At 40.1% G+C, this 21,341-nt stretch carries 15 protein-coding genes and 1 pseudogene; 9 read left to right on the top strand and 7 right to left on the bottom strand.

Going from position 1 to position 21,341, the window contains the following annotated elements; all coding sequences use genetic code 11:
• Positions 1–191: 191 nt before the first annotated feature.
• Both V7K55_RS02085 and V7K55_RS02090 read right to left on the bottom strand, forming a co-directional pair.
• A pseudogene (locus V7K55_RS02085) lies at positions 192–470 on the bottom strand (hypothetical protein).
• A 712-nt stretch (positions 471–1,182) separates the two neighbouring features.
• Positions 1,183–1,512, bottom strand: a complete 330-nt coding sequence (locus V7K55_RS02090) for a hypothetical protein (RefSeq protein WP_334827692.1) — start codon at positions 1,510–1,512, stop codon at positions 1,183–1,185.
• Between the two features lie 622 nt (positions 1,513–2,134).
• Between V7K55_RS02090 and V7K55_RS02095 the strand changes: the two genes are divergently transcribed.
• The 7 genes from V7K55_RS02095 to V7K55_RS02125 all read left to right on the top strand — a co-directional run bounded on the left by V7K55_RS02095 (position 2,135) and on the right by V7K55_RS02125 (position 10,575).
• A complete protein-coding gene (locus tag V7K55_RS02095) occupies positions 2,135–3,343 on the top strand; it encodes an ABC exporter membrane fusion protein (RefSeq protein ID WP_334827694.1) in 1,209 nt (402 codons plus the stop codon).
• A gap of 81 nt (positions 3,344–3,424) precedes the next feature.
• Entirely contained in the window at positions 3,425–4,603 is a 1,179-nt protein-coding gene (devC, locus tag V7K55_RS02100; protein ID WP_334827735.1) for an ABC transporter permease DevC, read from the top strand.
• A gap of 206 nt (positions 4,604–4,809) precedes the next feature.
• Positions 4,810–5,814, top strand: a complete 1,005-nt coding sequence (locus V7K55_RS02105; protein ID WP_334827696.1) for an NAD-dependent epimerase/dehydratase family protein — start codon at positions 4,810–4,812, stop codon at positions 5,812–5,814.
• A gap of 146 nt (positions 5,815–5,960) precedes the next feature.
• Entirely contained in the window at positions 5,961–6,944 is a 984-nt protein-coding gene (locus V7K55_RS02110; RefSeq protein WP_334827698.1) for a glycosyltransferase family 2 protein, read from the top strand.
• 77 nt (positions 6,945–7,021) lie between these two features.
• Entirely contained in the window at positions 7,022–7,489 is a 468-nt protein-coding gene (locus V7K55_RS02115; RefSeq protein WP_094331487.1) for a DUF2141 domain-containing protein, read from the top strand.
• A gap of 117 nt (positions 7,490–7,606) precedes the next feature.
• Positions 7,607–8,893, top strand: coding sequence for a glycosyltransferase (locus tag V7K55_RS02120; protein WP_334827699.1), 1,287 nt, complete (start codon positions 7,607–7,609; stop codon positions 8,891–8,893).
• A gap of 407 nt (positions 8,894–9,300) precedes the next feature.
• Positions 9,301–10,575, top strand: a complete 1,275-nt coding sequence (locus tag V7K55_RS02125) for a glycosyltransferase (protein ID WP_334827701.1) — start codon at positions 9,301–9,303, stop codon at positions 10,573–10,575.
• A 394-nt stretch (positions 10,576–10,969) separates the two neighbouring features.
• On the opposite strand, the gene V7K55_RS02130 is transcribed toward V7K55_RS02125, so the two are convergent.
• On the bottom strand, positions 10,970–11,494 hold the full coding sequence (locus V7K55_RS02130) for a DUF2085 domain-containing protein (RefSeq protein WP_334827703.1): 525 nt from the start codon (positions 11,492–11,494) through the stop codon (positions 10,970–10,972).
• A 41-nt stretch (positions 11,495–11,535) separates the two neighbouring features.
• Complete coding sequence (argZ, locus tag V7K55_RS02135) at positions 11,536–13,647, bottom strand: bifunctional arginine dihydrolase/ornithine cyclodeaminase (protein WP_334827705.1); 2,112 nt, start codon at positions 13,645–13,647, stop codon at positions 11,536–11,538.
• A gap of 710 nt (positions 13,648–14,357) precedes the next feature.
• On the opposite strand from argZ, the gene V7K55_RS02140 reads away from it, so the two are divergent.
• Positions 14,358–15,950, top strand: a complete 1,593-nt coding sequence (locus V7K55_RS02140) for a glycosyltransferase family 39 protein (RefSeq protein ID WP_334827707.1) — start codon at positions 14,358–14,360, stop codon at positions 15,948–15,950.
• A 302-nt stretch (positions 15,951–16,252) separates the two neighbouring features.
• Here V7K55_RS02140 and V7K55_RS02145 read toward each other — a convergent pair whose 3' ends face one another.
• A complete protein-coding gene (locus tag V7K55_RS02145; RefSeq protein WP_334827709.1) occupies positions 16,253–16,642 on the bottom strand; it encodes a hypothetical protein in 390 nt (129 codons plus the stop codon).
• Positions 16,643–16,745: 103 nt separating this feature from the next.
• Here V7K55_RS02145 and V7K55_RS02150 point away from each other — a divergent pair, with 103 nt between their 5' ends.
• Positions 16,746–17,150: a response regulator gene (locus V7K55_RS02150; protein ID WP_334827737.1), complete on the top strand. Its 405-nt coding sequence runs from the start codon at positions 16,746–16,748 to the stop codon at positions 17,148–17,150.
• A gap of 18 nt (positions 17,151–17,168) precedes the next feature.
• Here V7K55_RS02150 and V7K55_RS02155 read toward each other — a convergent pair whose 3' ends face one another.
• Together V7K55_RS02155 and infC are read right to left on the bottom strand one after the other, a co-directional pair.
• A complete protein-coding gene (locus tag V7K55_RS02155) occupies positions 17,169–20,174 on the bottom strand; it encodes an MFS transporter (RefSeq protein WP_334827711.1) in 3,006 nt (1,001 codons plus the stop codon).
• Positions 20,175–20,460: 286 nt separating this feature from the next.
• Positions 20,461–20,994 carry a translation initiation factor IF-3 gene (infC, locus tag V7K55_RS02160; RefSeq protein ID WP_334827713.1) on the bottom strand — a complete coding sequence of 178 codons (534 nt, stop codon included), beginning with the start codon at positions 20,992–20,994 and terminating at the stop codon, positions 20,461–20,463.
• Positions 20,995–21,341 lie beyond the last annotated feature (347 nt).

Below are 21,341 nucleotides of genomic sequence, written 5' to 3' on the forward strand. Positions count from 1 at the left end.
AATTGTGTAGCTACAGTAATTTCTGTTGCCTACTAATAATCAAAACTCTGGTTCTGTAAGCAGTTATCACGGAAAAGTAATTACGAATTACGAATTACGAATTACAAATTCTGCCAGGTCAAGCCTGATGTTTCCACGCGGCTTTGGCACACTGCGTAGGCGTAGCCCGTCGTAGACATCGCACAAAAATGTTATCCAACGCTAGACTCTTTAAATTGTGGCAATAGGTCAAAGACGTTGTTAAAACTGGTAAAATAGTCTTGGAGTGTAATAGCTGCTTGACCAGTGAATTTAATCCATTTCTAATGGTAAAGATTTTGAGTAATGGTATCCTACTGGAGTGATGAAAACTGAGGAGTAGCTAAGAGAACAGAAATGTTTTTTTCACCCGAAACCATTTTATTATCTAGGCTAACCACAGGCGCATAGCTGTTGTTAATGACAACATTCTGTATCTCGATCGATTTCATAGCCAATTTCAACGTTCGGGATAATGTATTTTATGCTATTTGAACTAGCAAAGTTGACAAGTTCGTTACACAAAAGACACCACCTTCAATCCGAATTTATGCAAGTTGAAAAAGTAATTAAACGAGCAGATGGTGATGGGAAAGCAGTTATCTTTAGTTATTTTTAATTTAAAATTTCACTTAAATAACTAGTTTGTTTAACCACTTTAAAGCATTGAATTAATAAAAACACTAACATACTTTACAGAAACTAAATCATTCCTTTAAAGTTATTTTATAAATCAACATCCACGATCGCTGCTGTTGATTTGAATAAAATTCAACAGAAAGGTATAACTTATTACTTTATAAATGTGTCAGATATTTTGTTATCTACGCATTAACCATAAAATTGTGCTGCATTAAGTTAACAATGCAAATCTGTTGTCTGCTAAGTAACAATTCTATGAATACATAGATAAATTAAATAACCATAAGTATGCTTTTTCAGAGAAACATCATAATTGAGTCAAAGTTTTGGGTTATTTTTCAATATAAGTCAAGTTAAAAAGCAAAGTGGTTATTTATAAAGCAAATGTTAATTTTTAGTATGTTGCGTGATAAACATAATCGCGATCGCATTAGGGACTTCCAGAAAATAAATTATCCAATTTATTCAGATTATATTTTTTCTTACTCCCCCTGCCCCCTGCCCCTCTGCACCCCTGCCTCTTCAGTGAGACATCTGCTGATGAGGATTCATCTGTGTTCCAGGTTGCATCTGCTCCATCTGTGTTGGATTGAGTTGCATCAAGCTCATATTAACTTTCCCAAAGCCGATCAGTCCCATTGCAACTGCTCCGGCACTGAACAACCCCATTGAAACAAATCCAATAGAAACCACACCCATTGGTACTAATCCAATGGAAATTAATCCGTGGGGAATAGCACCAATCGAAATTAATCCATGAGGAGAGACACCAATGGACAATAAAGCATCATGCGGTGCGATACCGATGGATAGCAGCTTTAATTTCTTTTGCTTATTCTGTCCGTTAGTCATACAACCTAAATTAAAACTAGAGGAATTTTAGGATGCTAAACAACTTTATTAGTATGTGTCAAAAGACAAAGCGTCATACTTTACCCAAAAAACCTTAAAAATCGAGGTTTTCAATCTTTTTAAAAAGGAAGTAATAAAAACAACAGAATATAGTTAGTAACAAATAAATTTATTCAGTCTCTAATCTTACTGTAATAAGAAAATTTTAGTGAGAGAATCAAGACTTATCAAAATCAAACTAGTTGACAAAATTGAATTTTTACGCGATAGTTAATGACAAGTTTACCCAAGTTTTGATTTCATTTTTATTAGCGCTTCATTGTTCTTGAGAGTTAAGTTTTCTGGTTAGGGCTATTGTATTTTACGCTACTGGATTAGATATCAAATTAGGATATAACTTAGGAAGCTTTGAAGTAACACCACTATTATTTTTCACATTAAAATAGTGAATTTTGGTGGTAAAAGCTTACAACAATTCATATAAAAGCAATTTAGATTCATCCAGTTTATTAAGGTAGAAACCCTAGAGGAAAAGCCCTCTTGGTAATTTGTGGATGAGTCTATATCTAATCGATTAAATATAACCAGGCTATCCCCTAGAAAACAGAATTGGAATGAAAATATGGCAGTAAATAAAGAAAGCCGATTATTCACAAAACCCGTAGGGCGATCGCAAGTAATTTTAGCAGCGTCTCTGACTTTAGCGGCCGGATTAATAGCTTTTTATAGTTTGGTACCATTTTGGTCTAAACCGAAAGTTGTGACACCAGCAGCGAATCCTCCAAAAGCTGCTACTCCTGTGAAACTTGCTGTAACCGCCTTGGGACGTTTAGAACCAGAAGGTGAAGTTACTTCTTTGACTGCTCCCGCTTCCAATAATGGGGTGCGAGTAGATAGATTGTTGGTGAAAGAAGGCGATACGGTTAAAGCAGGGCAATTACTGGCGTATCTAGAAAATTATGGTCGTTCTAGAACAGCTTTGCAACAAGCTTTAGACCAACTGCAAGTTGCTAAAGCTAAATTAGCGCAGGTGAAATCTGGAGCTAAAACCGGAGATGTCGATGCTCAAAAGGCTGCGATCGCCCGTTTAGAGCCACAATATAAAGGGGACGTTGCTACCCAACAGGCGACAATCGACCGCATCCAGGCGGAAGTAGACAACGCTCAATCTGAGAATAATCGCTATCAGCAATTATATAGACAAGGTGCGATCGCGGCTTCTGTAGCAGATACCAAAGCTTTGCAACTAAAGACTACACAACAGCAGCTAACAGAAGCTCAAGCCACCCTCAAGCGCACTCAAGATACATACCAAGAACAACGCAAACAAGCGCAAGCGCAACTCACCAGTATTAGCGAAGTGCGTAGTGTAGATGTTCAAGTCGCACAAACCGAAGTCAACAGTGCAACAACATCTGTTCAACAAGCAAAAGCCGACTTAGATTTAAGTTACATCAAATCTCCCATAGACGGCAAAATATTAAAAATTCACGCTAAAACCGGAGAAGTAATCAGCACCAGCAAAGGGTTTGCTGAGATAGGTAAAATATCTCAAATGTATGTAATTGCAGAGGTGTATCAAACCGATGTTCAAAAAGTGCGTGTAGGACAAAAAGCCACAATTACCAGCACTGCATTTACCGGAACAATAAAAGGAACTGTCAAAGAGATTGGTTGGCAAGTTGACAAGCAAAACATCTTCAGCCTCAACCCCGGTTCAGATACAGACCGCAGAATAGTTGAAGTGAAAATCTCCATCGATAATCCCGCAGATAGTAAAAAGGTCGCTCGTTTAACTAACTTACAAGTGGATGTAGCCATTCATATTTAGTCAATTGGCAGATGTCATTCACAAATGAAAAATGACAAATCACCAATGACAAATGACCAATGACAAATGATAAATAAATCCATGATTTTCAAAATTCCTTTAGGATGGCTACAGCTAGCGCAGCAAAAAGTACGTTTACTAGTAGCTGTAGCCGGGATTGGTTTTATTGTGCTGTTAATGTTTGTGCAACTTGGTTTTCAAGATGCTCTTTATTCCAGTGCAACCGCAGTGCATCAGCATCTCAAAGGAGATTTATTTATAGTTAGTTCGCAATACAAATCTTTAACCTCAAATCAAAGTTTTTCGCGGACTCGTTTGTACCAATCTCTGGGGTTTGATGGCGTAGAGTCAGTTAGCCCTATGTATTTACAATTTGCTAAACTGAAAAATCCGGCAACTAGTGAGAAATATTCAATATATGTTATTGGTTTCGACCCAGGTAGACCGGTGATGAATCTCCCAGAAGTGGAGAAAAATTTAGATAAACTCAAAATTCCCGATGTCGTACTTTTTGATCGAGGTTCTCGTCCAGAATTTGGCCCAATAGCTGAAAAATTTGATGCGGGAGATACTGCACAGACAATTGAAATATTTCCCTACAGTTCGTTAATTGGCTATAGAGTCAGAATTGGCGGCTTATTCACATTAGGGCCTTCCTTTGGGGTGGACGGAAATTTACTTGTTAGTGACTCAACTTTTTTGAGGATAAATCCAAATAGTCGTCCTGCGGATATGATAGATATCGGTTTGATTTCACTCAAACCTGGTACTAATGCCGAAACGGTACTGAAAAGTTTGCAAGCAAGTTTGCCTAATGATGTCCAAGTCTTTACCCGCCAAGGCTTCATTGATTTTGAAAAAAAATATTGGGCTGTTAGAACCCCCATTGGTTTTATTCTTAACTTGATGTTGACAATGGCTGCGGTTGTGGGTGTAGTTATTGTTTATCAGATTCTTTACAGCAATATTGCGACGCAGTTCGTTGCTTACGCCACTTTAAAAGCTATAGGTTATGCCAATAGCTATTTATTAAATGTGGTATTTCAGCAAGCTTTGATTTTGGCAATCTTAGGTTATATACCAGGATTTATTACTTCTGTATTGTTATATAGTTTTGCAGCAGAATCGACGAAATTACCAATAGTTATGACCACCAATAATGCATTGATAGTCTTAACTTCAACAGTTCTCATGTGTATTACTTCTGGAGCGCTTGCCATCAATAAACTCCGTTCCGCAGATCCTGGAGATATTTTCTAGCTATTTTTAGCAGCAAAATCAGCCAATCTTTTTGCCTGAACTAAACTCAAAAGTAAGCATTAGTGCAGCCTCTCCACAGAAACATTGTTCCTTATAGCATTTTTAGATTTTTGATTAAAAATTCTTACCAAAATCCCAATTTGGTATAGCTTCAAGTCTTTTATCTAGCAAATCAAATTCACCAATTTAACAATAGGTTCAATTTTATGAACATCAAAGACAAAACCTTGCTAATTACCGGGATTGATGAATTTGTCGGTTTGCGTGCAGCCGAGTTAGCCATAGCGCAAGGGATGAAGGTTCGTGGACTACAAAGTTCTACAGAACAAAGCAAACAATTACAGAATTTAGGTGTTGAAGTAATTATTGGTAGTATCACCGATTCTACTATTGCTCAAAAAGCTTGTCAGGGAGTAGATATCGTTTTACATACATCTCAACTTGCTGAAGAAGCTGGTGCAATTAAGAATTTTCGTGATGTCAATGTTGGTGGTACTGTCAACATAGCTAAAGCTGCTAAACAGGCTGGTGTGAAAACATTTGTGCATCTATCAAGTGTGATGGTTTACGGTTTCAACTATCCTAATGGTATTGCAGAATCTGGGCCGCTTTCGGGCGAAAATAATCCCTATTGTCAAACCAAAATAGAAGCTGAAACAGCAGTTTTAGAACTAAATGATTCTCCAGATTTTGGCATCATCGTTATTAGAGCCGGAGATGTTTACGGGCCAGGAAGTATTCCCTGGATAGTCAGACCAATTTTGATGATGCGTCAAAAATTATTTGCCTGTGCCAATGATGCTAAAGGAGTAATCAATCACGTATATATAGATAACCTGATTGATGGGATCTTTCTAGCGATAGAAAAAGAAACATCCGGTGAAATATTTAATATCACAGACGGACAAGAAACTTCCTGGAAAGAATATTTTATGCGTTTAGCAGCAATGGAAGATTTACAAGCACCCCTTTCATTATCGAAAGATGAAATTAAGTTGTTTCTAAAGCTACGCGTTCAAGGACAAAAACTTTTTCGGAAAAAAGTTGATATCTTACCAGAGTCTATAGATTTTATGACTCGTCCCTACGCCTGTTCTATTGTCAAAGCTCAAAATCTGTTAAATTATAAACCAGCAGTCGATCTAGAATTAGGAATGCAGCGAACACATGAATGGCTGCAAAAAACAGATATTCAAAGCTTGATGAAATAGTCAAAATATTTTTGGAATTGTTGTTGGATTGTAAGAAGTTTGGAGTTAATGACTTCTAACTTTTTAATTCTTCGGTTGCATCTGCCTAACAATTATCTGCAATTGAGAACTAAATAATCCACAGATTTTCCGAATAATCGTTTTATATGACTACTAATCAGCCACGTTTGAGCATCGGATTACCTGTATACAATGGTGAAAAGTTTATCAAAGAAGCCATAGATTCCCTCTTGGCTCAAACCTTTGAAGATTTTGAGCTAATTATTTCAGATAATGCATCTACAGATAAAACTGAGGAAATTTGTAGAGCTTATGCTGAGAAAGACAAACGTATCTGTTACTATCGCAATGACAAGAACATCGGTTGCGCCCGTAACTTTAATCGCGTCTTTAAATTGTCTTCAGGTGAGTATTTTAAGTGGGCAGCTTATGACGATCTACATGCTCCAGATTTTATCGAGAAGTGTGTTGAGGTGCTTGACCAAGACCCTAGCATAATCTTGTGTCACTCCCAGACATATTTCATTGATGAAGAGGGGAGTTTTCTCCAAAACTACAATATTAAACTCAAGGCAGATGCACTAAAACCACACAAGCGTTTTAACGAATTGCTAACGAAACATTTATGTTATCAATGTTACGGAGTAATTCGCTCCAATGCCCTGAGAATGATACCGCAGATGGGTGGTTACGGTAATGCAGATGGAATTCTTTTGTTAAGACTTGGTATTCTTGGTAGGTTTTATGAAATCCCTGAATACTTGTTTTTTGCCAGAAGCCATCCGCAACAATCAATGAGTATGTATTTCCCTAATTATATGTTGTTTACTAACAACACTAAAAAACCCTCATTGAGTATGCTACCTGATTTTTATGCCTATACAGTGTGGTTTGATTCAGCAAAGAAAGGACAGATTTTATTGCCACATTGGAGAATAATTTGGGAGTATTTACTCTCTATATGGCGTAGTCCCCTGAGTTGGGATGACCGGCTGCGTTGTCATCTAAGTCTATATCGGCAGTTAAAAGGGACAGAATATCTTTTGCTGAAAGATTTAATAAAAGTGCTGCAAGTACTTTGGAAAGGTTGGCAAGCAGCATCAATGAAAAAAAGTCAAGTTTTACATTGAACAATTAGTTAAAAATAAAAGCTACTAAATATAGCTTTTATCCAGCCCAAAAACCACCTATTCTTTACTACAAACCTATGCTGAAACTATCTCAATTATCTCATTTTTTACTTGCTACTTTAGTGAGCTTCAGCTTTGCTAAAACGGTAAATGCAGAACCAACTGAAACACTAAGTGTTGTGGTAAATGGCATACAACACAAAAAAGGTGAGATTTGCTTCAGAGTTTACGCAACTGAAAAAGGATTTCCGATGAGTAATTCTAGTGGATCTCAAAGTGGCTGCGCTAAGATTACTGGCAATTCTGTTAAAAAAGAATTCTCAGGTTTGAAGCCTGGAACTTATGCTGTCGCCGTGGTTGACGATCAAAATGGCGATCGCAAACTCAATAAAGACTTTTTTGGTATTCCCACAGAAGGTTTTGGGATTTCCAAAAATCCAACTGTGTCCATACAAACAGGTTCACCAAAGTTTCGTGATGCCAGTTTTGTTGTAAATAAAAATACAACGGTCAACATAATCATGAAGTATTCGCTGGATTCATAGAGGGGACTGGGGACTGGGGACTGCTTCTCTAGGAGATACTTCTGATTTTCAATCCCCAATCCCTAATCCCCAATTCCCAACAATCAAGGCAAGATTCTACCGGAGATTAAAAATTTAATGGAAGATTTGGCGATATTTTTGTCTAAGTCTTTGATGAGTTGGCTGGTTATTCAGGTGTGTTTTACGCTTGTCTTTATATGGTATCTGCGCTCATCCAAAAAAAACTTATTACCAGATGACCAGTTACCCAAAACAGCAGTGATTCTTTGCCTACGCGGAGCCGATCCGTTTTTGCCTAGATGTTTGCGATCGCTCTTAAACCAAAACTATCCACACTATGATTTAAAATTGATCGTTGATAGTCACGAAGATCCCGCTTGGAAAATTGCCAGTGAAAGCATCACAGAGCAAGAAGCGACCAACGTTCAAATTAGCCCTTTGCGAATAGTACGCAACAATTGTAGTCTCAAATGCAGTTCCTTAGTCCAAGCTGTCCGTGAGTTGGATGATTCCTACAAAGTAGTTGCCTTAGTAGATGCTGATACCATAGTCCATCTGAATTGGCTGCGAGAATTAGTTAGTCCTTTAGGTGATGCTAGAGTAGGGGCAACAACAGGTAATCGTTGGTATGTACCGACAGGTAGGTATTGGGGATCTTTAGTGCGGTATATCGGCAATGTATCCACAGTAGTGCAAATGTTTATCTTCCAGATTCCTTGGGGTGGGAGTTTGGCTGTGAAAACAGAAGTGCTTCGCCAAACAGAATTGCTAGATAAGTGGGGACAAGCTTTAGGCGAAGATTTCATGATGCACGACATCCTGAAAAAACATGGATTCCAGGTAAAGTTTGTGCCTTCGCTGCTGATAGTAAATCGTGAAGAGACTTATTTACCCAACTTAATCGACTATCTCAAGCGCCTAATACTTTATTCTCGACTGTATCACCCGCGTTGGTTAGCTTTAGTTAGTGAAGCTGTTTCTAGCATTTTGTTTCCTACAACACTGATCATTTTAGTTCTAGAATCCTTCTTAGAGGCAAAATGGGAAGCTGCGGCTCTGTTCTTAGTCTGTTATGGTGTCTATACTTTAGGATTACTGTTGATAATGCTCGTGTTGGAATTAGAGATCCAGCGAGTGGTTCGCTCTAATGACCAGACGATGCCTATGGGCAAGCCGTTGCACGTCTACGCCAAATTATCAGCTGCTACAATTATCAAAATGTTGATTGGGATTCCGCTAACACAGTGGGTTTATGGGTTAGCGATGCTGTCATCTATTTGGATTTCAACAGTCACCTGGCGCGGTGTCTCCTATCGAGTTCAAGGGCCTTGGAATGTCCGATTAGTGGAATATCGCCCTTATCAATGGTTAGATCAGCCTATTGATAGCAAGGTTTCTCTTTGAGTTAAATCACTAAATATGAACTAGGGCATGAAAGTTATTACACTAAACATTCCCTAGTATTCAAGTTAGATTATCTTATATTTAGTAGAACTATCCTAGCTATAGCTCTTGTCAAAATACACGTTTTTTTGCGAATTATCAAAATCTATTTGTATTAATAGCAAGGGTTTAGACAAATATATTAAGGGGAATTTTACTTCGTAGTTTGGATATTTTGATAGTTTAAACCAAGGTTTATAAGCATCCACTTCACAACCCACACTTTCTCCTGTTTGACAATGTTTAAATCCTTGATTTAACAGTATTGGTGGTAATTACTGAGCTAGATAGTCAGGATGCTCATGAAACATTTGCTGCGTAAATCCTGAATTCAAAACCAGCATTTCCGTGAAATATTCCCCTTTATTATGACTAAGCAAAAACTTCGCATTGCACTATTTACAGGATTGTACGCTCCTTTCTTAACTGGTGTTTCCGTGGCAGTTCACCAACGAGTTCGTTGGTTGCTAGAGCAGGGACATGAGGTTTTTCTAATCCATCCGCAAATTAGCGATCGCTACCCCAAAAATGTTGGCGATCGCCCCATGCAAGGTTTGAATGAAATTCAGTCCTTCCCCAATTTATCTGCTTACGCATTCCCCACAGAACCACTGTTATTCTATAAGTCTCTTCCTCAACCGTTGAGCTATCGCCATTGGAGTGATACCAAGTTGCTGGAGAAATTTAAGCCTGATATTATCTTGGTTGAAGAAGCCGCACAAATGAGAGGTTTATACTCATTTTTCTTGCAAGGTTATGGTCGTCCCATCGGTGTCGAATACGCCAAACGAACAGGCACGCCAATAATATCACTCTTCCATACTGATATCGTTGCGTATATCAAATATTATTTTGGAGATAAATTCTTTAACTTTGTTCGTCCGATTATTCCCGTTTTAGTCAAGCAATTTAGTGAGTCTTATGACTTTAATTACTTTTCTTCTAAAGAACAACTCACTAAATACGAAGAATTGAAATGTCAACGCGCTGAATATGTCCCTTATCAAGGCATTGATTGCGAAAAATTTCACCCGCGAAACATTTGTTACAATCCCATTCCTAACGACAATCGACCAACTATTTTGTTTGTCGGACGCATTACGCCCGAAAAGAATGTCAACCAATTGCTTGATATCTTTCCAGTCATAGCTGCCAAAATTCCTGATGTTCATCTGGTGATTGTTGGTAGTGGCCCCCTAGATGAAGAAATCCGTCAACGTGCTAAAAAATTTGGATCGGGTATTACTGTATGGGGCGAGTCCCACGGTACAGAACTTTTAGGCTGGTTTGCTAGAGCAGATATTTTTGTCAACCCCTCCGTTACCGAAAACTTCTGCACTACAAATAACGAAGCGCTGGCTTCTGGAACTCCTCTAGTTGCGGTTGTTGCACCTTCAACTTCAGAACAGGTATCTCCTGGTCAGAACGGCTTTCTTGCTCAACCTAACAACCCTACGGACTTCGCTCAAAAGGTGATTGCGATTCTAGAAAATCCTGATTTGAAAGCAGACATGACTAAGCAGGCTCGCCCTTCTATAATGGAATTTGATTGGTCGGCATGTATGCAAAAACTTGAAGAGAAACTTTACCAAATCGTTGAAGGATCTCAGAAGGCGAAGGTAGGTAGTAGGATGAGACGATAATCTAAGGGACTTCCAACAAATAAATTATCCAATCTTGTGGGGAATCTTGCCCGCCCAGTTCAATAGGGCGGGCAAGATTCCATTGGTATCAAGTTAAAGTTAAGGAGCAATTGTCAATAAGTAATATTACTCAAAATTTTGTCAAAATCAGGGTAGAAAACACAATTTTGAGGCTAGTGATCGCTTTATATTTAAACCCATCATTGATTGTTGCCTTGAAAATCCAGTACAAAAGTTAATTTCATACTTGATGCTGTGGCGAGTTTTCAGCATAATTACTAATTGACCAAACTTGTTTCACCTTAACTTGACACCAATGGCAAGATGCTCAACCCACAATTTAGATACAAATGCGATCGTGGCACTTGTTTCGACTGACAAAAATTAATCCACTCTACAATTCATTCAAGCTAGTTTTAGCATCCCGCCACCCGTGCAAAATCGGCATAGTAAACAATCCCCACGCCAAACCAGTAATCAACCCAAAAGGCGTAACCAGATAATTATTAAAACTCCACAAACCGAAAATCTGTGCTGCCAATTCTAAAGGATAAGCCATCATCAACACACTAGCGATCGCAGCACCACTCCAGCCATACTGACTTAACCAGTAAAATCCCTTACCACCAGTTACTCCATACAGCAGACGAGTAATCAACAAACCCGTGACAGTGCCGTAGCAGCGCATACACACAGCCATAATAAAAGGTGGTGCTAAATCCAACCCCATATTTGGTTGCGGACATACATGATTACCCATAAAATAGATGATGTCCGCAATCCCAGTCAGCAAAGACACTCCAGACGCAGCCAAAAAGGGAGCGATAGGCGGGCCAAAAACCATCCCCACCAGCATGAAATCAGCAATCAAACTGACCCAATTAACCTGCAACTCTTCACTCAAAGCTACTCTTCCCATCTCCCCTTCTCTGCGTCCTCTGCGCCTCTGCGGTTCGTCTCCTAACCTACCTTATTCACATAAGGACTTGTCAACGTATCCAACTGCTGAATCAACAGACTAAGGAATAATCCCACATCCGTCACCACACCAACCGATTCCACAGAACCGCGATCGCTTAACTTAGTCACCACAGCTGGATTAATATCCACACACACCATTTTCACCCCCGCCGGAGTCATATTTCCCACGCCAATGGAGTGCAGCATCGATGACAGCATCAAAATCATCTCCGCCCCTTCTAAGTGTTTAGCATATTCTTCCTGTGCTTTAATCAAATTCATTTCGGTATCAGGTAAAGGCCCGTCATCCCGAATCGATCCCGCAAGCACAAAAGGTATATTATTGTGGACGCACTCATACATCACGCCACTCTTAATTGCCCCTGCTTCTACAGCTTTCGGAATGCTGCCGTATCTACGGATACTATTAATTACCTTCAGGTGATGGCGGTGTCCACCACGAACGGCGACACCCCGCTTCATGTCCACACCCAAGGAAGTACCCATGATATTTTGTTCGATGTCATGAACTGCGATCGCATTCCCACCCAGCAACGCCTGTACATATCCTTCCCGAACCAGTTGCGCCAAGTGTTCGCCGCCACCAGTGTGAATCACCACAGGCCCAGCCGTGACAACTACCTTACCGCCAGCATCGCGGATTTTCCGTAATTCCCAAGCTACTTGTTCAACCACCAATTCCACGCGCCGTTCGCTGGAAACACCCGCCGACATGAAGCTGAATTCTTGGGTGTTGCGGAGTTCGCGCGATTCTGTTTTGCGAATGGTACGGATACCTAACACATCTACAATTACCTGTTCGCCAACTTTTAAATCGCGGAGTATTTTACACCTAGCAACTACGCCAGTGGGAGTTTGGGTAATTGCGATCGCGCCATCCATCCGTTGATTTTCTACCTTCACCCACTGTCCATTAATTCGGACTTCGGTAGGATAAATTGTACTGACGTAGAAATCATCCGGTGCTACACCATCTTGGATTACAGGTTCCAAGATTGCATCTCGCTCATCATGGGGTAAATTTACTGCACCCAAATCAATCAACATTGAGATGATTTCTTCCATCACCTCATGAGATGGTGCTGATACCTTCACCTCGGCGGCGGAGGTACTTTGCCGTTGTTCTCCCAAGTTGAAATTCAGGACTTGGAAACTTCCCCCAGCATCTATAATCAAATCCAAGGCGCGGTTAATTAAGCCAGCATCAAGTAAGTGTCCTTCCATGCGAATGATCCGGCTTTCTACCGAGACATTGGCATGAATTTCATCTCTAACTGGTTCTGTTACCCGCAAGGTTAAACATTTTGCTGCACCACCGGCTTTGAGAAACTCAGTTAACGGTGTTTCCAGCACTTGAAAACCCACATCTGCAAGGCGAGTTTTCAAAGCTTCACTTGCTTTGTTCATGATTACAATGCTGTCCACATTCACCGTATTACAAGCGAAGTTGACTGCATCGGCTTCCGCAATTGCGATTCGCTTTTCTGGTGCGACTCGTATTTCAATTAAGCGGTTGGAGTAAGAATCAAAAGCGCCTGGATAGTACAGCAAATAGCCATTTGTTAAGGGACAAAAACAGGTATCCAGGTGATAGAAACGTTCGTCTATGAGTCGTAAAGAGAGAACCTCAATATCCAGCCATTTAGCTAGATAAGGGTGAGAATCTAATTCCGATCGGAAACCATATCCCGCCCATAACCAGCGTCCTTCCCGATCTAGCAGTGCGTCTCCTGCGCCCTCAAAAGGCAAATCTTTGGGAAGTTCATTAACTGTATAACCATTTTCCTCAAACCATTGTTTGAAGTAAGGTTCTTCTCCCTGACGTTCTTTATGTAAAAAGCGACTAAGGACGACATTATCCCCCAGTACCAAGCCAGCGTTGGCGGTAAAAACCAAATCAGGCCAACCTTTCTGGGGTGTTACTAAATCTACGATGGCGTGTTGTTTAAGGATCTGGTGTAATCCTTGCCACTGTTCCACGGCGCGATCGCGCGATGATTTATGAATATTCCCTTCCATCCAGGGATTAATCACATAGTCTACATCGTAGTGGTCAGGAGGACACATCAAAAAGCGAATACGGGAAGTCATAAAAATCTTACAAGCGTTTTATATGCTACAAGCCCATTTTAGATACAGATTTTTAATTGACTGACATTTGGTCAAATCTGTGAATGGAGCTTCTATCTTTGGATAGTTGAAGGCTTTACGAAGGCTTCATTTTTAATTCTATTACTGGAAGATTGGCAATAAGTCGAGGAGGTGGCAAAATGACATACATCTATAGCAGCCCGCTGTCAAAAAGAGGCTAGAGGCTCTAACAAGGACATATTATTTCTTTTCCTGGTTAGTCGGCGCGATCGCTAGCTCAGTCTAAAAAATAAACCAGACCAAGGTTCCACTACTCCAAGGTTGAGTTTAAACAAACGTTAACGTACCTTTGCTTTTAATCCTACCCGAAGGCGTATTTATGGTATCTTTGTATAAACTTTATCAAATCTTTTTGTTTTTAACACAAGTATTTTACGTTTAGATTAATTTATACTATACCATGTCAAGTAAAAATTGTATTTAATGTGGTGTTCTACTGCCAAAATCTGCAAATTTTTTGAGACTCATTTTGTTGACATAGAATACCTTTAGCCCAAAGATTTATAGAGAATTCGATCCTGGTTAACTGTTAATCTGAGATGATTATTCAGATGTTTACTTACAGGCTTATACCTGTTATGCTAAACACGAATCTTAGACAAACTGCAATTAAAAGTATTTTGAACTTTTGCTGATATCACTATTGATGTATGAATAACCAATTGTCAGAGAACTGGAATATTTCTAAATCTTGGTTACGTTTTTTAGTAATTATCCTATTAGTTTTAGGTATATTTTTTCGATTCGTTAATATTGACAAAAAACTTTATTGGGGTGATGAGGTTTTTTCATCATTACGCATATCTGGCTATATGCAGTCAGAAATGAAAAAGCAGTTAGGTAATGGTCGTGTGTTCGGCATAGAAGATTTGCAGAAATATCAGTATCCCAACCCAGATAAAAATGCAGCTGATACACTTAAAGGAATTGTCTTAGAAGACTCACAGATTTTGCCGTTATACATTTTGATAACCCGGTTTTGGGTAGAATTATTTGGCAATTCTGTAGCAGTAACGAGAAGTTTCTCGGCATTCATTAGTCTGCTGACTTTTCCTTTTCTTTATTTGCTATGTAAAGAATTATTCGAGTCTTCACTAATAGGGTGGATAGCCATAGCTTTAGTAGCCGTTTCACCTGTTGACGTGGTGTATGCACAAGAAGCACGAGCATACAGTTTATGGATAGTAACCATCTTAGCATCGAGCGTAGCACTGCTGCGAGCCATGCGCCTTCAAACAAAGGTTAGTTGGTTCATCTATGCAGCAGCATTATTAATCGGGTTTTATACCCATATATTTTTTACCTTAGTTGCTTTTTCACAGGGAATTTATGTAATTGCAATCGAACGCTTCCGATTGAGTAAAACATCGATTTCTTATCTGATATCATCGCTTGTGGCGTTTATAGCTTTTGTACCTTGGATTGGGATTATTATTACCAATCCTCAACCAGAATCAGTAGGTTGGGCGGGTGTGAAACAAACATTATTTGCATCAGCTACAAGATGGGCTGGTATATTTAGTCGGACGTTTCTTGATTTAGGTATTAGTCCTAGCGATCCAGGAAAACTTAAGATTGCCTTAATTCCGTTTATTTTAATTATTTTAGTTTTAATGCTCTACTCAATTTATGTTCTATGTCGAAGAACATCTAAAAAAGTTTGGTTATTTGTCTTAACCTTAATTGGCTCAGTAGGGGTTCCCCTACTAATAGCGGATTTCATCTTGCGAGATCGATATGCTACTAGTCGATATACACTTCCCTCAGTTTTAGGTATCCAGTTAGCTGTTGCTTATTTATTGACCACTAAGCTCACGTCTATTTATAGTAAAGCTTGGCAGAAAAAGTTCTGGTCACTTGTGACATTTATATTAATAATCAGCGGAGTTATATCTTGTACGATCAATTCTCAAGCCCAGATTTGGTGGAATAAATACCCGGAAAGATACCAAGAATTTCCGAAAATTGCTAATATTATTAGTCAAGGAGATAAACCACTGTTAATTAGTGATACTGATAACATACTTCCACCAGTACAGATACTTGGACACTTAGTCGATCCAAAGGTGCGATTTCAAATTGTAGAAAAAAATCAGTTACCAGAGATTGCTAATGGCTTTAGTGACATATTTTTGTTATTGTACGATCCGTCTGACTTCTTAAAGGCTGGAGTTGAAAAGGTTTATAACTCAAAATTACAGCAGATAAACCGCTTTTTCTGGAAAGTAACAAAATCCACCTAATTTTGGTGCAGATATGGCGCTTCAAATAGGAACATAACCACAGTCAGCTTTGCTCACCAGTTCAATTCCAAAGTGCATGACCTCATACTAGCTAGTAATATCATATCCGCTAAATTACCCATAAGATAAAGAACCCCACCCCGACAAAGTATAGCTTTAGCGGGGTGGGGTTTTTGGGGTCTAATAAGCAATCAAGCGGACATGATATAATTCCTAAAAGTTGGAGAAATCGATAGCGGACAAGCGATCGCTTTCTTCATTTTAGGTATTTTAAAAGGGCATGTTATGTATGAATGCTAATATCATATAACTTTATTGATTTGCCTCAAAATTGCCGTACACAGTGTACTGTCAGTGTCTAAAAAACCATTGATTGCCGTAAAGTGGTTTTCATTAGGCTGTGGTAAGTATTCACCCGGCAATTCTTTTTCTTTCCATGCAGCCAAAAAATCTAGCGATTGTCGTTGAAATTCTGAAGTTTCTTCGCCACCAAAAGTTATAACTAGAAAGCCAGATTTTTCAGGAAGATGACGGATAGGACTATTGCGAAGAACTTCAGCACAGATGAGTTGTATTTTGGGTTGTAGCCAGGTGTAAGGAAATGGCATCAAATCAAACAAACCGCTAATAGCACAACCACCTTTAATTGATGTCATCTGGTAGTCCATAGTCGTTTTCCAGTCTGTAGACATGAGCATTGCAGTTAACGTGATTTTGCCCACGCGCAACTGCAAGCATCCCCGTGACTACGACTTGGACTTGTACAAAGCTCGTCATTTAATTAAAAACTTTATTATGCAAACTTCTGGAACTCTTGCTGGTTTAGATATCCTGGTAGTTGAGGATGATAATGATACTCGCTTTTTCATCACGACTGTGTTGGAAATGGATGGAGCAAGAGTTATACCAGTAATATCGGCAGATGCGGCACGCAAAGTATTATCTGAATTGCAGCCCGATGTGTTAATTTCTGATATTGGGTTGCCTGGTGAGGATGGCTACACTTTCATTCGCAAAATCCGTGCGCTTCAACCAAAGAATGGTGGACGAGTCCCCGCTATTGCTTTAACAGCTTATGCTGATAGTGAGGATCGGATTCGTGCCTTAGAAGGTGGCTTTGACACTCATGTATCTAAACCGATCGATCCAGAAGAACTAGTTCAGATAGTGGCTAGCTTGGTTGCTTCTTGTAATTGGTAATTATTGTAGTGCCTTGCTTTATTTGTAATTTTTGGATTGGTATTTTTTGAGCAACTCTTTAACTTGAGTAGACACCAAAGGATGTGGATCTTTTTGTAACTGGGGTAAGATTTGCAGGAGAACACGATATGAAACCATATTTAGATATGCGATCGCAGCTTCTCTAACAAAGCCTGTTGGATGACGCAAACTGACTAAAATCTCAGAGCTTGTCAGTTTGATGCGAGTCACTTGAGCAAAATGAAAGCAGCAAGCTAGGCACCAGTCAGAAAGGAAGTTACCCAGCATCAGCAATCTGTGGAGGCGATCGCTAACTATCATGTTCTCATATTCTACGATCTTGGCTTCGACAAGATATTGTAATTTTTCTACCTGCGGTCGGTTATCTAAAATATTCAGCAATAAAGACTTTGAAGACAAAGTTACTGTATGCTCTAAGATTTCTAACCCCCGCGCTAAGTTTACCACTGAGAGCGATCGCAGATTAAATGCTGCGGCTTGCATCTTTTCTGGCGAGTAAAGCAGTTTCAATAATAGTAGCAGTCGCTCTTTCACATCCAATTCCAATTCGATAAGGGCGCGTTGCAATAACTCAGAGACAATCGCAATCCTCTGATTGGATTGATGATTTTCTTTTTCGTCTAGTGTTTGAAAATCAATGTATGCAGCGTAAATTTCACCTAAAAACTTTAATTCCTGCTTAATTAAATTTTCCACCCGACTTTCATAAAATCGATCTACTAAACCTTTAAGTCCTGGTTGTTTGTGTATTTTTAGTAAGCTGCGGAGAATATGATCTCTAGTACTTCCCCACGATATCTCCAGGTTTTCCCATAAAGTCTCCAATGCCTGTTGAGTACCAATTTGAGCAATGGTACGCCAAGCATACATTCGCACTACTTCTGGTTTGTAAATATTGGTAGCCAACCGCAACAGCATTTCTAAAGCTTCATTTTCTAGTCGCACTAGGGCTGACATGGCTGTGCTGCGAGTTGATTTGTAATAAAGTGCTGCAATCAGTGCCGAATAGTACTCTTCTAAATGGGTTGCTGCAATCATTTCCAATACGGCACAGCGTACCCGTAACGACTCATCTTGTAACAAATTCGGGATGTGAATCCGCAACGCCTGCAAATAAACTGCTTCCCTCAGCGCTCTAACTCCATTCACCCGTTCGCGTTCTTGCTTATGAGTCAGCATCCGGCGCATGGTTTGAGTAGCTGCTACCTTTTGCATGGGTGTTCCCTGGCGTAACACTAAAGCGGCGGCGGTGGCACGGATGAGTGAGTTTTGCCGGGGGTGTAAATATTCTTCTAAGAGGCTTAAATTGGGATTTGGTTCAGCCAGCCAAACGTAGCGTAGCGCCAAGGCAAAAACTTCGGGGTTAGTTTCTTGGGGTTGTTCTAACAAAGGACGGATGGCGGATAGATAAGCGGGATTTGCACCTGCCATCAGCATGACTTCCAAACTTTGGCGCTGTAAATCTGGGGTTAATTTGACTAACAGAGGTGCTAAAACTTCCGCAGATCCTTGGGTGTCAATTTGGGCTAAAAGTTCAATACAAGAGCGTTTATCAGCCTCACTGCCTTTTTCTCCTAAAGCTTTGACTACTCCCTGTTTGAAGAATTTTAAGCCGACATTGGTTGCACTCAAGTGACCCCGCGCGACACTCAAGACTAACAGTTCCACATAGCGCGATCGCAATTCCCAAACTACTTTTAAACAGGTGCCAGCTATCAACATTGTTTCTGCTACTAACACCAACTTTTGCAGTGGTTCGGGTACAAACCGCCCAGAAAACAATAGAGTTGCAAAAATTAGCGCTCCTGTCAAACCTGTAGCGATCGCTTCAGCAGTTCCACCAGATAAAGTCTGCATCCGGCTACGAATTGCCTCTGGAATCGGTTGGTACAGGATGGGGCCGCTACTCATGACAAAGGTGTAGCGCAGAAGTTCATCGCAAAATTTGACAATTATCAAACCCCAGAAAAAGCTTTGCGATTGGATGGCTGGAATTAAATTCAACAATACCAACACTCCTGGTAGTGCAATACCTACAGTGATTGGTAAAAGGGTAGCTGTGAAAAATACTCCCATCCGTTCGATGAGTCGGCTGGAAAAAAACCACTGTAATAACAACTCACACAGTCCCAACATTCCACCAAAAAGACCCAAAAAACTGGCGAGTTCTCGGTCGCCCAAATTAGATTGGAGTTCGCGCAGATATTGAAAATCTATTAACAACCCAATCACTTGCAATAGACCGACAAAGGCAAACAATTGCCAAACATAGCGCTTTAGAGGACTTTTAATGAAACGCTCTCGTGAAACTTGTTCTTCAGGAATTAGTTTTTGTGGGGTTTCAGGAAAAGCTGCTCGATAGCGATTAGTTAAATAGAGTAAAATCCCCGATCCTAAGAAAATCACTAGACAGGCGATAAAGATGATCTTATTTAGTGAGGTGTACTGCACTAGCCAAGGCAAACTAAAACCACTAATCACATCTGCTACCAAAAGACCACTACTCACCAGTGGGTAAGTGCGCTTAATCTCCCGAATATTAAATATTTGGTTAGCAACAATGGAGGTGTTGAGGTCATTAACTACATAAAGGGCATCTACCCACAACCGCAGCAGAAAGGCCGAAATAACTGCCAGGTAGGAAACATGCGCTCCCCAACGTAATACAACTAATAAAAGTAATGGCATCAACATACAAGGTGCGATCGCCACAATCACTCGGCGTAAGGGAAAAATCCTTTGCAGCCAAGAGTATAAAAAAACCAGTCCTGCACTCATCACGGCACTGGCAATATACATCCACGGCAAAAGACGAGTTCCATATTCATCTAAAAACAGCGCCACCGTACTGTCTTCTGCCCACCGCAATCCTACACACACAGTTGTGTAAAAAATAAACATTATCTGAGTTCGTTCGCTCTCCTCTGGTCGGAGATTCACCCACTGTAGTAGTCGTGGTAAAGCAACTTTATTTACAGCCAACCAGTGATTTTTCAGTTCCATGCAGTTTTATTTTCTGGTAGTATCACCGCGTAATGGGGAGCAGGGGGCAAGGGAAGAAATATACTTACTTCCTTGTCTTCCTTGTCCCCTTGTCTCCCGCGTCCCCTGGAAATAGCAAAAGTCCTGAGTAACTGAGTATTATGTTTCCCACTCAGCCTTCAGGACTATCGATTTTAGATAAATTTAAATGGCCTTAAAGTTTTGGGCGCATCTTGCATCCAAACGAAAAAACCCTTGGCTATAAGTCAGGGGTTTTTCAAACTTAGTCTATTCAACAGTTAGAGGATTATTTTTTGGGCGAGATGAGCATCATCATGTTTCGCCCTTCTTTTTTAGGCGCTTGTTGAAGCTCACCATAAGGCTCCAAATCCGTTGCCATTCGCTTGAGCAATTGTTCTGCTAGATCGCTGTGTTGAATTTCTCGACCCCGGAACATCACAGTCGCTTTGACTTTATCGCCATCTTTCAAAAAGCGCTCTGCTTGCTTAACACGCACGTTGTAGTCGTGTTCTTCTATTTTGTAACGCATCTTAACTTCTTTAACATCAGCCGTGTGCTGCTTTTTCCGGGCTTCCCGCGCCTTTTTCTCCTGCTCAAACTTATATTTCCCGTAGTTCATAATCCGACAAACTGGCGGGTCAGCTTTGTCACTTATAAGCACCAAATCTAACTCTTTGTCTTCTGCTAGTTGTAGTGCTTCTTGTGGGGGCATAATTCCCAGTTGGGCACCGTCTGTATCAATGACCCGAATTTTCGGGAAGCGAATTCGTTCGTTAATTTGGGGCAGATCGCGAGTTCTTTTCTTCTCAATCACAGCCATTATGATTAGTGGGAGCTCTTAAATGAAGGATTGGTGTAGTCTTGATTAGTATGCCTCAGAGGCAAAATACGGAAATAACTCAGGACTGAAAACGTAGTCTACAGTTCTAGAGTAACTAATCCATAAAATAGTTGCCTCGTTGTATTTTTCATTCTACTAACTCTGAGAGAATTTCTCTGCAATAGTTAATCTAAATTACACAACCTAAACTCATATTAAATATTATTACAATGTTTTGGTGATCTAGTCCCGCATTTCTCACAAGCTTTAAGCGAAGAAGGGGCAGAGGAGCGGAGGAGCGGAGGAGCGGAGGAGCAGAGGGGAAAGAAATTGTACAATTTCTCACC

The organism is Nostoc sp., from assembly GCF_036919895.1.
Taxonomy (GTDB): Bacteria; Cyanobacteriota; Cyanobacteriia; order Cyanobacteriales; family Nostocaceae; genus Nostoc.